At 51.8% G+C, this 15,577-nt stretch carries 12 protein-coding genes and 1 pseudogene; 5 read left to right on the top strand and 8 right to left on the bottom strand.

Going from position 1 to position 15,577, the window contains the following annotated elements; all coding sequences use genetic code 11:
• Positions 1-45: 45 nt before the first annotated feature.
• From Q0499_RS19290 to Q0499_RS19275, 4 genes and pseudogenes are all read left to right on the top strand, one after another.
• Positions 46-1,518 carry an alanine/glycine:cation symporter family protein gene (locus tag Q0499_RS19290; protein WP_299203048.1) on the top strand — a complete coding sequence of 491 codons (1,473 nt, stop codon included), beginning with the start codon at positions 46-48 and terminating at the stop codon, positions 1,516-1,518.
• A 101-nt stretch (positions 1,519-1,619) separates the two neighbouring features.
• A pseudogene (locus Q0499_RS19285) lies at positions 1,620-3,038 on the top strand (aspartate ammonia-lyase).
• A complete protein-coding gene (ansA, locus tag Q0499_RS19280; RefSeq protein ID WP_299203045.1) occupies positions 3,035-4,066 on the top strand; it encodes an asparaginase in 1,032 nt (343 codons plus the stop codon). Before Q0499_RS19285 ends, ansA begins: the two are co-directional and overlap by 4 nt.
• Before the next feature lie 191 nt (positions 4,067-4,257).
• The gene (locus Q0499_RS19275; RefSeq protein WP_299203042.1) at positions 4,258-5,229 is read left to right on the top strand and encodes a zinc transporter ZntB; all 972 of its coding nucleotides are present in this window, start codon (positions 4,258-4,260) and stop codon (positions 5,227-5,229) included.
• Positions 5,230-5,270: 41 nt separating this feature from the next.
• Here the strand turns inward: Q0499_RS19275 and Q0499_RS19270 are convergent, their stop codons facing one another.
• A complete protein-coding gene (locus Q0499_RS19270) occupies positions 5,271-6,359 on the bottom strand; it encodes a response regulator (protein WP_299203039.1) in 1,089 nt (362 codons plus the stop codon).
• 276 nt (positions 6,360-6,635) lie between these two features.
• On the opposite strand from Q0499_RS19270, the gene Q0499_RS23710 reads away from it, so the two are divergent.
• Positions 6,636-6,815 (top strand): DUF3135 domain-containing protein, encoded by a 180-nt coding sequence (locus tag Q0499_RS23710; RefSeq protein ID WP_363317840.1) that lies wholly within the window; start codon positions 6,636-6,638, stop codon positions 6,813-6,815.
• A gap of 97 nt (positions 6,816-6,912) precedes the next feature.
• On the opposite strand, the gene Q0499_RS19265 is transcribed toward Q0499_RS23710, so the two are convergent.
• The 7 genes from Q0499_RS19265 to Q0499_RS19235 form a co-directional block, all read right to left on the bottom strand.
• Positions 6,913-8,064, bottom strand: coding sequence for a DUF3095 family protein (locus Q0499_RS19265; protein ID WP_299203036.1), 1,152 nt, complete (start codon positions 8,062-8,064; stop codon positions 6,913-6,915).
• Positions 8,065-8,194: 130 nt separating this feature from the next.
• The gene (gene ilvA / locus Q0499_RS19260; protein WP_299203033.1) at positions 8,195-9,493 is read right to left on the bottom strand and encodes a threonine ammonia-lyase IlvA; all 1,299 of its coding nucleotides are present in this window, start codon (positions 9,491-9,493) and stop codon (positions 8,195-8,197) included.
• Positions 9,494-9,752: 259 nt separating this feature from the next.
• Entirely contained in the window at positions 9,753-12,017 is a 2,265-nt protein-coding gene (locus tag Q0499_RS19255; RefSeq protein WP_299203030.1) for a methyl-accepting chemotaxis protein, read from the bottom strand.
• A gap of 191 nt (positions 12,018-12,208) precedes the next feature.
• Positions 12,209-13,009 carry an HAD-IIB family hydrolase gene (locus tag Q0499_RS19250; protein ID WP_299203027.1) on the bottom strand — a complete coding sequence of 267 codons (801 nt, stop codon included), beginning with the start codon at positions 13,007-13,009 and terminating at the stop codon, positions 12,209-12,211.
• Complete coding sequence (locus tag Q0499_RS19245; RefSeq protein ID WP_299203025.1) at positions 13,006-13,773, bottom strand: DeoR/GlpR family DNA-binding transcription regulator; 768 nt, start codon at positions 13,771-13,773, stop codon at positions 13,006-13,008. Before Q0499_RS19245 ends, Q0499_RS19250 begins: the two co-directional genes overlap by 4 nt.
• The gene (locus Q0499_RS19240; protein ID WP_299203022.1) at positions 13,760-14,494 is read right to left on the bottom strand and encodes a glycerophosphodiester phosphodiesterase family protein; all 735 of its coding nucleotides are present in this window, start codon (positions 14,492-14,494) and stop codon (positions 13,760-13,762) included. Before Q0499_RS19240 ends, Q0499_RS19245 begins: the two co-directional genes overlap by 14 nt.
• Before the next feature lie 9 nt (positions 14,495-14,503).
• Complete coding sequence (locus Q0499_RS19235) at positions 14,504-15,571, bottom strand: sn-glycerol-3-phosphate import ATP-binding protein UgpC (protein ID WP_299203019.1); 1,068 nt, start codon at positions 15,569-15,571, stop codon at positions 14,504-14,506.
• Positions 15,572-15,577: the final 6 nt, after the last annotated feature.

Raw genomic sequence — 15,577 nt, 5'->3', positions numbered from 1 at the left:
ACACAAAAATAATAGCGGCCCGGTGTCGCACATGGAGACTGTCTTATGTTGGAGTTACTCAACGATCTGCTCTGGGGAAAAGTGCTCATCGCTGTGCTAATCACCCTGGGCCTCTGGTTTACGATTGCATCACGGTTTGTGCAGTTCCGCTATTTTGGCCAGATGTTCAAAATTCTCGGTAGCAAGCAAGCATTCAAACATGAACAGCAGGGGCACTTGAGTTCATTTCAGGCACTCTTACTTTCCGTTGCCGGACGAGTGGGGGGCGGTAATATCGCCGGTGTTGCGGTTGCTATTACGTTGGGTGGACCGGGTGCCATTTTCTGGATGTGGGTTATCGGCCTGATGGGTATGGCGACCAGTTACTTCGAATGTACCCTGGCACAAACCTTTAAAAAAGCCGAGCCGGATGGCACCTATCGTGGTGGCCCCGCATACTACATCCGTCGTGGTCTGGGTAAACAATGGCAATGGCTGGCAGCGCTCTATTCGGTATTACTGCTGGTGACGTTCGGCTTCGGCTTCACAGCGATGCAGTCTTACTCAGTTGCCACTTCGTTTGAAGATGCCTTTGGCATTCCGACTTATTATACCGGAATAGCACTGGCGCTGATTGTCGGTCTGATCATCTTTGGCGGTGTAAAGCGCATTGCTAAAGTATCTGAAGTGCTGGTTCCGGTAATGGCGCTGGGCTACCTCGGCATCACTCTGGTGGTTCTGGGCCTGAACATCGAGCGTATTCCCGACGTCATCGTGCTGATTGTTAATAGCGCATTTGGCCTTAACCCGGCAATTGGTGGCGGCATCGGCGCGGCTATTCTGATGGGTGTTAAACGCGGACTATTTTCCAACGAAGCAGGGCTGGGCAGCGCTCCGAACGTGGCAGCGGTTGCCTACGTTCCACACCCGGCGAACCAGGGCATCGTGCAGGCGTTCTCAGTCTTTATCGACACCCTGATTCTGTGCTCCTGTACCGCGTTCATTATTCTGCTGAGCGGCATCTATGATCCTGCCACCATTGCCGAGCAGGGAGGCGTCGCGCTGACTCAGTCGGCTCTGGCCGATCACGTTGGCGAATGGGGCCGGATGTTCGTCAGTATTGCACTGCTGCTGTTTGGTTTCAGCACCATCCTTTACAACTATTATCTGGGCGAGAACAGCCTGAACTTCTTCAGCGAAGAGAACCAGAATCTGTTTAATGCCTTCCGCGTCGCGATTATCTGCCTCTGCTGCTGGGGTGCCATTATGGATCTCGGTACGGTATTCGCCTTTGCCGATGTCACCATGGGCTTGCTCGCACTGGCAAACCTGCTGGCTCTGGCGCTGCTATTTAAAACTGGCCTGCGGGTGATGCGTGACTATGAGCAGCAGCTAAAAGAGGGCATAGAAACACCGCTATTCGACATCTGCAAATTCAGCGATCTGAATATTGATCCGGCTGCCTGGGATCAATCAGTGGCGCCACAGAATACAACCGATGAGCGTAGCGCCGATCACACCGCGAAGGCTACCTCCTGATATTAATTAATCCCCGCTGCTGACTAAACTCAGCGGCGGATACTCACAACCTGAATGGCAACGGGCAGAGCTGCCCGGCCTCTTGGATGGAACACTGACAAATGAACACACGTCTTGAGCACGACCTGCTGGGCGATATGGAAATTCCTGCCGACGCCTGGTATGGCATCCAGACAAAACGCGCCGTTGATAACTTCGCTATCACCGGTGTTCCCATCAGCCATTTCCCACAACTAGTGCAGGCACTGGCGATGGTGAAAATGGCCGCGGCAAAAGCCAACACCGATCTGGGCAGTCTTGCGCCGGAAAAGTCACAAGCGATCATCGCCGCCTGCGAAGAGATTCGTGATGGACACCTGCATGACCAGTTTGTCGTCGACCTGATTCAGGGCGGGGCTGGCACCTCGACCAACATGAATGCCAACGAAGTCATTGCCAATCTGGCGCTGGAAAAACTGGGGCACGGGAAAGGGCAGTACCAGTTTCTGCACCCCAACGACGATGTTAACCGTTCCCAATCGACTAACGATGCTTATCCATCGGCAGCCTGCCTGGCGATTCAACTGGCAGCAGACCCGCTGGTCGAAACCATTAAAAGTCTGGTGGCAGCGTTAGCAGCTAAAGGGGTTGAGTTCGCCGATGTCGTCAAGATGGGCCGAACCCAGATGCAGGATGCGGTACCGATGACCCTGGGTCAGGAGTTTGAAGCGTTCGCAGTGACACTGAGTGAGGACATTGATCGTCTCGGTGAAGCCTGCACACTGCTGTGTGAGATCAATCTTGGCGGTACCGCTATCGGTACCGGTATCAATACCCATCCGCAGTATGCCGGACTGGCTGTCAGCTATCTGGCAGAGATTTCCGGCAAGCCGATGGTGCCGGCAACTAACCTGGTTGAAGCGACCTCTGACATGGGAGCCTTTGTGCTGTTCTCCGGTATTCTGCGACGCTTTGCGATCAAGTTGAGCAAGATATCCAACGATCTGCGGCTGCTCTCCAGTGGCCCACGTACCGGCTTTGGCTAGATCAAACTGCCACCGATGCAACCGGGCTCATCCATCATGCCCGGCAAGGTAAACCCGGTAATTCCTGAGGCGGTCAACCAGACAGCCTACCAGGTAATCGCCAGCGACCTGGCCGTGACTCTGGCAGCCGAAGCGGGGCAGTTGCAGCTGAACGCAATGGAGCCGCTGATTATCTACAACCTGCTGAACTCCATGAAGATGCTCGGATCGGCCTGCTCAATGCTGGAAGAGCGTTGCATCCGTGGAATTACAGCAGACCGGGAACGCTGTGCTGAACTGCTGGACCGGAGCATCGGCTGCATTACGGCACTGGTGCCCCACATCGGTTATAGCAACGCCTCACGGATCGCCCAGGTTGCCCTGAACAGTGGTAGCACTGTGCGGGAGCTGGTCCTCGCAGAGGGGCTGCTGAGCGAAGCTGAGCTGGAAAGGTTACTCAGCCCGGCATCCATGCTGGCACCTCAACCCATCAGTCTGGAGAAACGTAGCGGATGAAAAAGCACATCCTGATTCTGCACACCGGGGGCACCATCGGCATGTGTTCGTCGGCACAGGGATATGTGCCGGATGATGGCTTTAAAGCACTGCTCAGCACCCGGTTGCAGCTGCAGCAAAGCGCGGCCTCGACACACCCGTTGCCGGATTATGAGCTGATTGAGTTTGAACAGCTGATCGACAGCTCGAATCTGATGCCTGCGGACTGGAGTAAAATAGGCCAGATGCTAATAGAACGCTGGAACGACTATGATGGCTTTATCGTCCTCCATGGTACCGATACGATGGCGTATACTGCCTCAGCGCTCTCCTTTATCCTGCAAGGGATCGATAAGCCGGTGATCATTACCGGCTCTCAGATTCCACTGTCGGAGTTGCGCAACGATGCGCTGGATAACCTGGTGACCAGCCTGATTCTGGCGGGTAATTTTGCTATTCCGGAAGTCTGTATCTATTTTAACGGACGACTGCTGCGGGGCAACCGCAGCAGAAAGGTCAAAAGCTCCGAGCTGAATGCCTTTGATTCACCCAACTTTGCCTGGCTTGGGCAGGTGGGTATCCATATAGAACTCCAGTATGAGTTGCTGCTGAAACAGGGGACACCGCACTTCACGCTGCCGCAGTTCAACCCCGATGCGGTCGTCATGGCGCAGGTCTATCCGGGCATTTCCGCCAGGGTGATCGATGCACTGCTCGATTCAGATCAGGTTCGCGCATTGATTTTGCAATCCTACGGAGTCGGCAATCCGCCGGATAAAAACCAGGCGCTGATCGCTTCGCTGGAGCGGGCCAGTGATCGGGGGGTGGTCATTCTCAATACCACCCAGTGCTATCAGGGAAGTGTCTATCAGGGTGCCTATGCTACCGGGGAGACCTTAAACCGGATTGGCGTAATACCGGGATCAGACCTGACCCTGGAAGCCGCGTTCACCAAGTTACACTTCCTGATCGCCAACGGTTGCGATCCGTTCTACATCCGGGAAAATATCACCAGGCCGCTGTGTGGCGAATGCAGCCCGGTTCACTGATCCGCCTTCGCTGCGGTAATCGCTCATACCCCTATGGTTAATTTGTGCCTGAATCCAGGCACATCTCCCATTCAGTGTTGCCCGGTGATAACCGGCCCGATTTCACTTCACTTTGAACGCGCTTTTAGAGTGCTAAGCTGTTATAAATCGATCTAAACGATTTTGTTGTCATTGTCAGGTAGGGGCGGGATATGGGATGTTCAGGATTAGTGTACGGCTATCAGCTGGATGGTCATGGCGGCGGTCAGGTCGTCAGCGGAGATGATATCGAAAATGGCCTGCCAGATGATCAGCTGACCTGGCTTCATTTTGACTATACTGACCCCGAAAGCCGGCAGTGGATCAGTGAAAAAAGCCAGCTGAACGGAGTGGTCATTGATGCATTGCTAACCGAGGAAAGTCGCCCCCGATCCACCCAGGTAGGTGATGGACTGCTGGTTGCATTAAGAGGTGTCAACCTCAGCCCCGACTCCAACCCGGAAGACATGGTCGGCATCCGTATCTGGATTGATGAGAAACGGATTATCAGCACCCGCCGACGCAGAATGCTCTCGGCTAAAGATATGGTCGACGCGCTGGAGGCGGGCAACGGCCCAACCGACGCAGGAGACTTTCTGGCGAGGTTATCTGCGGCTCTGATGGTGCGGATGCAGGATACCATTAACGACACTGAAGATTACGTCGACTCAATCGAGGAGGAACTGGTCAGCTCCAGCAGTTATGACTTGAGGAACAAAATCTCTGCAGTACGCCGAATCGTCATCTCTCTGCGGCGCTATCTGGCACCTCAGCGCGATGCGATGTTGCAGATGCATCAGACCCGGGTGAGCTGGTTCAATGAAAATAGCAGGCAGGAGTTGCGGGAGGTTACCGATACCCTGATCCGCTATATTGAAGATCTGGACTCAGCGCGGGATCGGGCAGCGGTGGCTCAGGAAGAGCTGTCAAACCGTCTGGCAGAGCAGATGAATAACCGCATGTATCTGCTATCCATTGTCGCTGCGGTGTTCCTCCCGCTGGGCTTTCTGACGGGGCTTCTGGGGATCAATGTCGGTGGAATGCCGGGGGCAGAAAACCCCTGGGCTTTCTGGATTGTCAGCGGGTTTATGACCGCTACCGTGGTAATACAACTATGGCTGTTTAAGCGCAAAAACTGGTTCTGACGAACACATTAAAACCAGAATTTCAAACCGGGTCACCGGGCTTACCCCTGATGCTTCTCAGGAAAAAATTTATCTATTTTTTCCTGATATACGTCTTTATCTGCAGGTTTGATGATGAAGTCACGAGCGCCGGCTTTCAGACAGTTGGAAATAATTTCTTTGTCCCGGTGCCCGGTTAGCAGTATTACCGGAATGTCCGCCAACTGATTAAACTTCTGCATGTACGCCAGCACCTTCAAAGCACTCAGATCAGATATTTCATAATCCAATAAAACCAGATCGGGATTTTGACAGATCATCGCGGGCAACGCCTCTTTGGCACTTTTAAACATAATGAGGTTGTAGCCACAGTCAGAAATAATCTGTTGTACGGGCAAAACATTTTGCGCATTACTATCAATCAGGGCAATATTCTTCTTATCTTTTGCAGCTGCAGGAATATTCAACCGGCTGATCTCGTTATACTCCTCTTTTACAGTTTCAGCCCAGTCCGATATCTGTTTGAGCTTACGGTCACTTAACTGCCGGGTCTGTTCCGCTACCCGTTGATGATCAATAGTGATATTACGGCCAGATTGACCTGCAATCAGATCAGTCAACTCATTCAGTAGTGACGAAAAAGATTCCACTGTATCAGCCTGACACTCGACCCCTTTGTCGACGTTATTGTAAATGAACCGATCGAGGACTTTCTTATGCTCAAGCAGTTCTTCGCCAATATAGGCTAAAGCCATTCGCTGCTCTGCATGAACTACCGCATCATCTGCCTGTTTAAGCACCAGCGCTAAGCGGTGCATATCGTATGACGGCTTTACAATAAAATAGTTATCTACGGTCTGATTTAAACAAAGTTCACTCGCCTTACCAATATCTTTGCTAAGACACAAAACAATCCTGTAATGCGGACTATGCTCAAGCGAAAAATCAATCACCAGTTTGCTATAAGACTCCACCCCTTGTAGCAGATCCTGATAGGCGATCAGGATAATTTTACGGTCATCCCTCGCAAAGGCATCACCGAACTCATCAGGATCGGTAACGACCTTATAACCTTTTCTCCGTAAAAAATGTTCCGCATCATCATGAAGATGACCGCCATCATTCAGAACCAACACCACCGATTTTGCCATAATAACTGACATCCTCTGTTAAGAATCCATTAGGTACAGACAACACTCCTCACCAAAATATAGACCAGATCCAGCACTAACAGGGCACTTAATTATCATCCCGTGGTGATCTTTGGGACTGCACATAACCGTTGCTGCAAGTTACTGCCAGACGGTAATAACCCTATGATGGAGTAGGTTGTGTATGAACTACCAATATAAACCTTTGAATTTTGATCATCTGGCAACGCTGACTGAACGTAAACCGTAGGTACTGAACGTTATTTACGCTGCAAGATTGACCAGATAGTGAGCTGCGCAAGACCAGAAAACAGACGTCATTTACGACAATTACAATGTCGTATCGACGCCATCAGATACCGGGCTAAAACACCTATTGCTGCCTGCATAAAAATCTCGCAAATGATGCATGATGAGCTTTGGTGTTTAAGGCAGGCATTGAATAATAACAATTAATTGAAAGCCGAACAGAATGAGTCGATTGAATCACGTCCGCGGTAAAACCTTTACAGGCAGAGGTGTCTGTTTACCCCCCGAAAGGGACTTAAAATAGCTAAGCCTCCAGCGGGCTAAGGAGTGTCTGTTTGAGTTTTTTTGCTGCCAGAGCATAACCACCATCACTACCATCAATAAAGTGCAGGTGGCCACCATCATCCATGCTTTCAACATAGCAGGTCATCTGCGCAGCATCTGATACGTGGATGCCGAAATTAATCTTTCCCGCCCGTTGCTCTGTTTGCAGATAACCTTCAATTGCCTGATATTCTGAATGGGAGCAGTCGAGCACCATGCGCAGGGTATCATCGTACTTTTTAAAATCGCAGTGCAGGGGGATTTTATCGAAGTAGTTCTGCACTCCGGGAATAAACCTGAAGCACTTAAGATTAAACAACGGGGCGGTTAACAGCAGCTCATAGAGCGTGCGAAAAAAGGTGCTGTCCCAGCGGATATCGCTGACGTTTAACTGCCGTTTAAGGTTATGTAGAAAAGAGTGGTAACGGGCGTCCGTCATCCTGACTGGATTCGCCGCCGCAAATGAACCACCCAGAATCTGCTCCAGGTTTCTGATCACCTTTACCAGAACAGTATCATCCACTTCATTATGTGGCTGAATTAACACCGAGAGCGTGACACCTTTACCTGAAGGTATCGGCTGCCAGCGACAGGTCAGCCCGGTAAAAATATCGGTTTTGCTCAACACCCGGCGAGGCTCACATCGAAACTCCGGGCGGGTTTTCACCAGGTTCTCAGCCAGTGTCGACCCACCTCCCTTTAACATTGCCTGGATAATGTTATCTCCGGGCAGATACTTGGCGATCTGCAGATCTTTACCCATCTGACGCAGCGTTTTTATCGGCACTAACCCTGCATGCAACTCCAGACCAAAACTCTCTCTGGCGTGATAGCAGAGCGACTGCAATACATCCAGCGTCGCCTCTCGCATACTGGCTGTCACCAACACCACCGCGCCATCGCCACCAAAAATAAACGGCAGGTTTGGCGCGACCCAATGCAGATGAGCGGTAATAGCGGCCGCCCCGATAAAGTTAACGTCACGATAGTTGCCCGCCTCAATCGCCTGAGTCGAGCCACGTACATCAACGACCGAGACATACCAGTCATCCGGCACCGGTCGGTAGAATCGCTCATCAATAATCTGAGAGATATCCGTGAAGCCCGTCAACTGCTGATAGAAACTATCCATCGGCTCTGCCCATTCAATTTATCAATAAACCGTCTACTCATATTCAGACAGCAAGGCCGAACTGGCAAGCTCTATACCTACCACTTTGTTGATCAAAGCAGGATGCTCAATCCCCGCCTTAAACCCAGCCTTAAACCATAAAGCGGAACAGGTCCTGGCGGTCATTGAGATATTCAAAACGGATCTGCTTCGCCGTCATCCGCTCAAGTAACGGCTGAAGATCCTCTTTGCGAGCCAGCTCAATTCCGATCAGGGCAGGGCCACGGTCACAATTATTCTTCTTCGAATATTCAAAGCGGGAGATATCATCATTCGGCCCCAGAACCTCAACCAGAAACTCACGCAGGGCACCGGCCCGTTGGGGAAAGTTAACGATAAAATAATGCTTCAACCCCTCAAACAGCATCGCGCGCTCTTTAATCTCTTCGGTACGCAGAATATCGTTGTTGCCCCCACTGACAATACAGACGACGGTTTTCCCACGGATCTCATCCCTGAAATTATCCAGTGCCGCTATCGATAACGCGCCGGCGGGTTCAACCACAATCGCCTCCTGGTTATAGAGCTGCATCATGGTGGAGCAAACCTTGCCTTCGGGCACGGTGACTACCGTTTCAAGATTCTGCTTACAGATCTCAAAGGTCCGTTCGCCAACCCGTTTAACCGCAGCACCATCGACGAAGTTGTCGATCTGAGTCAATGTCTCATTACTCCCCGCGGCTAATGAGCGGCTCATCGACGCGGCGCCCTCAGGCTCAACACCGATCAGCCGGGTAAGGGGAGAGCGCGCTTTGAAATAGGCTGACAATCCGGAGGCCAGCCCGCCACCGCCAACAGGCATCAGCAGCATATCCACCTGACAGCCGCTTGACGCCAGTTGATTAAGAATCTCCACACCCACCGATGCCTGACCCTCAATCACTTTCGGGTCATCAAATGGGTGCACGAAGGTTGCCTGTTCGGCGGTGCAGAAGGTCATCGCCTGGTGATAGGCATCATCATAGGCATCGCCGACTAAACGGATATCGACCCGGTCTTTACCGTATTTTCTGACCTGCTCAACTTTTTGCGCCGGCGTCGGCGCGGGCATAAAAATGGTCGCCTTTAACCCCAGCAGGGCGCAGGCATAAGCCACCCCCTGAGCATGGTTGCCGGCACTGGCACACACAATTCCCTGGGCCTGTTGTTGCGGGGTGAGGCTGATAATTTTGTTGTACGCACCGCGGATCTTATAGGAGCGCACCAGTTGCTGATCTTCCCGTTTAAGATAGATCTCGGCGCCATACCGCTCACTGAGATTATCACTGCGGATCAGCGGGGTTCGGGTGACGACCGTTTGCAGCCGTTCTGATGCTGCAAGAATATCTTCAAGGGCAGGGTAGTAATCACGGGGTGTTGTCGTTGACTGGGCAGACACTGCGTTATTCATGATGGATCTTCGTACCTCAATATCAGTTGATTTTTCGGTGACCTGACCCTCCTAAGCAGCGCGTTTTCAGATATAAAAAAACCCGCCGGGAGGGCGGGTTTTTTATGTTTTGCTAAGACATGCGTTAACCCACCAGTTCCTCGGAAATGATGGTAATAATGCTATTGCTGTCGAATGCGAATCTGTTCATGGCTCGATAATGGTCTATTTAAACCGTCGCGTCAATCAGGACAGGTTAACTAAGCCTTCAAATACTCTCTTACTTAAACTGGGCTATGGCGGCTTCCATCCCTTTAACAATGGTTTCAGAAAGCTGACATACCTCGTGATACAGATCTTCTGCCTGTTGTTTTTTGCCCGCATGTTTGGCCTCAACAATCATGCCGATCAGCTTGTGCATCCGCTCATGAGGCCCTTCCAACTGTTTCAGCACAGGGTATTCACCACAGACGTGCGCTCCTTCTCCATAGTACCAGCGACCGAAATCACACTCTTTATGGGACACTGCCTGCGCCGCAGTCAGGGCACCACTACCATCAAGAAAACTACGTAACCGCATTTTCCAGGCCTGATGCGCACTTCGGGCAACCGCCAGCTCAATGGCCGGATCTTTGTGCACTTTAAAGCGGCGGATCACCGCCATCAGCGCATTCAGTTCGGAGCCGATCTGAGATGAGGTTGTCATAATATGGTTAGCGCCGGTTGCCACATCAGTAGCACCATCAGCAATATCAACAACACTCTGGTTGATCGACTCAGCAACCTGACTCTGTTCCTCTGCAGCACTGGCGATCAGCATGACCGAATCATTAATCAGTGCCATCGCATCACGGATACTTTGCAACGCTTCACCAGACTCTGTCGCTATCGAAACCGTATCCTTCGCCTGCTGCTGGCTTTCCTCAATAACCGTAACGGTATGCGTGGTTCCTGTTTGCAGTTGAGTGATCATCTCATTGATCTCGGCCGCAGAGTTCTGAGTTCTGGCAGCCAGGGAGCGCACTTCATCGGCCACCACAGCAAAACCACGGCCCTGATCACCCGCCCGTGCCGCTTCGATAGCCGCGTTCAGGGCCAGCAGATTGGTCTGTCCGGCAATCCCCTGAATAACATCCAGAATGGTATGAATTTTGGTGCTCTGATTATCAACCTGACTGACCAGCTTCACTGTTTCAGCAACATTAGCCGCCAACAGATTGATCGTGGCAATAGACTGAGTGACGGTTTTATAACCATGCTCTGAACGCTCCTGGGAGGACTGCGTCAGTGAGGATGCATTCTCCGCATTGCCGGCAACGTCATGGGCGGTTGCTGTCATTTCGTTGACCGCGGTAGCCACCTCTTCGGTTCTGGCCTGCTGATTCTTCGCCACTCTCATGGTTTTCTCGGTCTCATCAAACAGCTCAGAACCCGAATTAGAGACATTGGAAACCGAGGTCATCAGCGTTTTTACCAGGGTTTCAATCTTAATGACAAAGTCATTAAACGCCCCGGCAATATCACTGAGCTCATTATTACCCTCCACCGTTAACCTGCGGGTCAGGTCGCCATCACCGGAAGCAATATTGTCCATCGCCACATGCATCTCATTCAGTGGTCTGGCAATACTGCGGGTGATCAATACCGCCACTAAAGCACCCAGCAGCAAGATCACCACACCGATAGCAATCGTATCGATCAGCGAATCATTGATCATTGCCAGGTAACTGCTTCGCTCCATAGCGATCTCAATCACACCGATAGCCTGTCCGGAAAAGTCGTTCATTTGATTCGCAAAAGCTGCAACATCTTCACCTTTCAAGGTAAAGTTACCCGCCTGGGGCTCACCAAACAGCGCCTGTGACAGCGCTGTCTGATCAAACAGCAGCGCCCCTTGATAGGTCGATCCATACGCGCTCAGATCACCATTTTTAATCACATACAGGCCGATATCCACACCGGTCTGCTGTTTAAAATCGTCAAAAAATGGTTGCCCAAGAGAGAAGCCAAACTCGACAGAACCCCAGTTTTTACCATCGATCACAACCGGGACCACACCCCGGATACCCAAACCTGCGACGCCTTGTTCAACACCACTGACAGCAGTATGGGTGCTATTTGTTTCAACCACGGTCTGGCGAAACCCTGACAGGTCATCACCATACTTTTCCGGTTTATGCACCCGTAGATAGGAGGTAGCGGGGGCCTGATGAAACTGAAACTGACGCAGCCCATATTCACTTTTCAATACAGTGAAGGCACTGTTCATTGATGCCTGAAGTGCTGTCCGATCATCATTTTTAATATGTTGTTGCACCTCGGGAAGGGAGGCGACAAAACGGGCTAAGGTCGTTGCCAGTCGCTGCTCTGCATCGATCTTTTGCAACACTTGCTGATACAAACCGGTTAACTCTCTTTTTTCAGCCGTTTGCACAAGACTATGCATATCTTTAAACATGACAGGCATAACAATACTGCAAACGAGAATGATAAGAAGAAAGAAACCACCAAGAATTCTTGAACGGATACGCAGCCGGGAAAACATATACTACCTCGGATTTAACAAGCATCTACTAATAAAGTAATTACTGATGTTAAGAGGCTGACCAGGCGACCACAAGAATCTACATCAATACAACGAATGCAAACCTCATTTAATATCACCAGAATGGGGCTATGAGAGGTGACAGGCTAAGATCAGGCCCGCCACCAGAGAGATCAGATCTGAAGATGGGATCAGGCGGTCTGTGTCTGTAATAGCAGATGAGCCAGTTCGGCGAAACCAAGCCCGCCGGGCTGACTAAGAATCGTATTGGGGTGATCGGTCATTTGCGCCAGGTAGGGCTGGATATTTGCTACGCCAAACGTGTGTCTGAAGAAACCAAACATCACCTCGTCATTGGGTGAGTCCCCCACATAGGCAACCTGTTCAACCATCTCAGTATCACTCAGCTGATACTTGTTCTGTAACAGTCTTCTGGCCATCGCCAGCTTACTATACTCACCAAACCAGGCGTTGATATGGATCGAACTGACCCGGGCATTGGCCCCCTGACTCTGGAAAAATGTCACCACCTGTGTGATCTGATCCGGGGTCAGACAGCCATCCTGGCGGTAGTCGAGTGCCACATCAGCAAGACGGTAAGCCTGGTCTTTAGCCAATTTAATCTCAGGTATAATGCACTTCAAATTAGAAGTGAGCGCTAACAAACGCTTTTGATAGGCATGCCGTTCGGCCTCTTCATGCCAGCTGTGCAACTGCAGCTGACCCTCGGAATTCAGCTGCATATGAAAGGCTCCATTTTCACCAATCACCGCATCGACTGGCCACAGACGCATAATCTGATCACACCAGCCGCCACAGCCTCCCGTCACCGGAATTACCCGGATGCCTGCATCCTGCAAGTCATAGAGTGCCTGTAGCGTCTGTGGCAAGAGTTTCCCCCCGGTGGTGATGGTGTCATCAACGTCGGTGAGCAGATAGCGAATGCCACTGGGCAGAAGTGAGACGTCCAAAGGCGGTACCATAGTGTTCATAGCTGTCCTGTTTCAATAATGTCGAGCTCGCTGTCCAGTAACAGCTGGCGGTGTAACGGGTCGGTCAGTTCATCGGTGATGATTTTGCTCAGGGCGGTAAACGGTACAACCTGAACCATCGCCCGACGCTTCCACTTGCTCTGGTCGGCCAGCAAAATAGCCTGACCGCAGTTTCGCAGAATGGCTCGGCTGACATCCGCTTCCAGCGGATCAAAATCCATCAACCCACGGCCCTCATCCAGCGCACCGGTACCGATGATGCCAAAATCAACACGGAAGTTATCCAGAAAGCGGGTAACATTCTCGCCCACCAGGTCACGGTCGTTATGGCGCAGCTGGCCGCCACTGACTAAGACCTCGATCTCCGGCTGTTCGCAGAGTATGCCAGCAACATTAAGGTTGTTGGTGACGATTCGCAGCCGTTTATGGTTGATCAACGCCCGGGCCGCATGGGACACGGAAGTGCCGATACCGAGCATGACCGAAGCACCATCCGGTATCCGCGCAGCCAGCGCCAACGCCATCTGCTGTTTAACCTCAGAATTGATCATCTCGCGGGAGTGAAACGAGATATTCTGATTCGCCGTCGGCAGACCCACGCCGCCATGCAGTCGGCGAACCAGCCCCAGATCACACATATGATTGATATCTTTACGGATCGTCTGACTGCTGACGCCAAACTGATCAGACAGACTATCCACCTCCAACTGATCAGATTCCTGCAGCAGGTTCAGAATAATGTTCTGACGCTCATTGAGTTTCATTGTATGTAATAAAGTCCTGCGGGTTATCGGTGATCACGCCATCAATTCCCCAGTGCCAGAGAGAAGCGACCTGTTGCGGATCATTGGCGGTCCAGCAATACAGCTGGAACCCCTGTTGTTTGATCTCGGCAACACAGTGCTGACTCAGATAGCGCCAGTTGCAGTGAATACTGAACAGATTGAGTTCGCGGGCCTGTGTCAGCCAGTCATCCGGTAGCTCATCACAGATTAGCCCCAGTGCAATCCGGGGCGCACTGCGGGCAACTTCAGCCAGCACCGGCAGTTCAAAACTGGAGATCAGCAGCCGTTCTTCAGGAAAACGTCCCTTCAGGGTATCAATCACCACTTGCGCAGTGAGTTGCGGGTCAAAGCTATGACTCTTAATCTCCAGATTTAAACCGGTACCCTGAGCCTTCAGCAGATCGAGAACATCAGTAAGTAACGGCACCGGCTCAGCCGGCCATTCAGGGTAGAGCGCCGCATTGTTGACCCCCTCAAGATCGGCCGGCAGCAGTGCCGATAACTTACCGCCATGATCACTGCAACGGTCCAGCGTGGCATCATGATGAACAACCGGCGTGTGATCTTTCAGCAGGGTAACATCCAGCTCCACCCAGCGGGCGCCGACAGCGGCCGCTTTGGCAAAACCGCCGAGGGTATTTTCCGGCGCCAGGCTGGGAACGCCGCGATGTCCCATAATCCGGGAAGGTTTAATCCGCATAGCGCACTCCTAGTTAATGCGTTGTTGTGACTTAGCGCAGAACAGATGCAGTTCATCGCAGTCGAAATAGAGCGGCAGAATAGCCTGATTATCAAGATTGCGGAACTCCCGGTTCAGGCGCACCACCAGCTCGTCACCCGAGCCGCCAATCCGTCCATACACCAGTGTATCAGCACCCAGCGGCTCTAACAGATCAATATGCAGCATCAGCTGATGAGCATAGTCCGGTTTGCGATGCATATGTTCCGGACGCAGCCCGACAACCACCGCTCCGTTAAAGTCCGGCGGGTTTGCCAGGGTGATCGTCTGGTCACCCAGCGTCAGGGCTCCCTCGTGCAACTGAGCCTGGATAAAGTTCATCGCCGGTGAACCGATAAACCCCGCCACAAACGGAGTCTGCGGGCGGTTATAGATATCCATCGGCGTGCCAATTTGCTCAGCAACGCCGCCATTCATCACCACCAACCGGTCCGCCAGGGTCATCGCCTCCACCTGATCATGGGTCACATAGACAGAGGTTATCCCCAGCTTACGCTGCAGCCGCTTGATCTCAATGCGCATCTGTACCCGCAGTTTAGCGTCCAGATTGGACAGTGGCTCATCAAACAGAAAAACCTTAGGGTTACGCACAATCGCCCGGCCCATCGCAACCCGCTGACGCTGCCCACCGGAGAGCTGTCCGGGTTTACGTTCCAGCAACGCGTCCAATTCAAGAATAGCCGCAGTCTGACGCACCAGCCGGTCGATCTCAGCTTTATCAACACCCCGGTTTTTCAGGCCATAGGCCATGTTGTTATAGACATTCATATGGGGATAAAGCGCATAGTTCTGAAACACCATAGCGATATCCCGTTCTGCAGGCTCCAGATCGTTCACCCTGCGCTGATCAATTTCCAACGTGCCCTCAGTGATCGCTTCCAATCCTGCGATCATCCGCAACAGAGTGGATTTACCACACCCGGAAGGCCCCACCATCACAATCAGCTCACCCTCGCGCACATCCAGATCAACACCGTGTATCGCCTGGTGACCGTTGGCATAGGTTTTCTTAAGATTTTTCAGATTCAAAGTTGCCATGGGATA

The organism is uncultured Amphritea sp., from assembly GCF_937127095.1.
Classification (GTDB): Bacteria; Pseudomonadota; Gammaproteobacteria; order Pseudomonadales; family Balneatricaceae; genus Amphritea.
The sequence above is the reverse complement of the archived record's forward strand: the minus strand, read 5'-3'. Positions and strand labels throughout refer to the sequence as shown.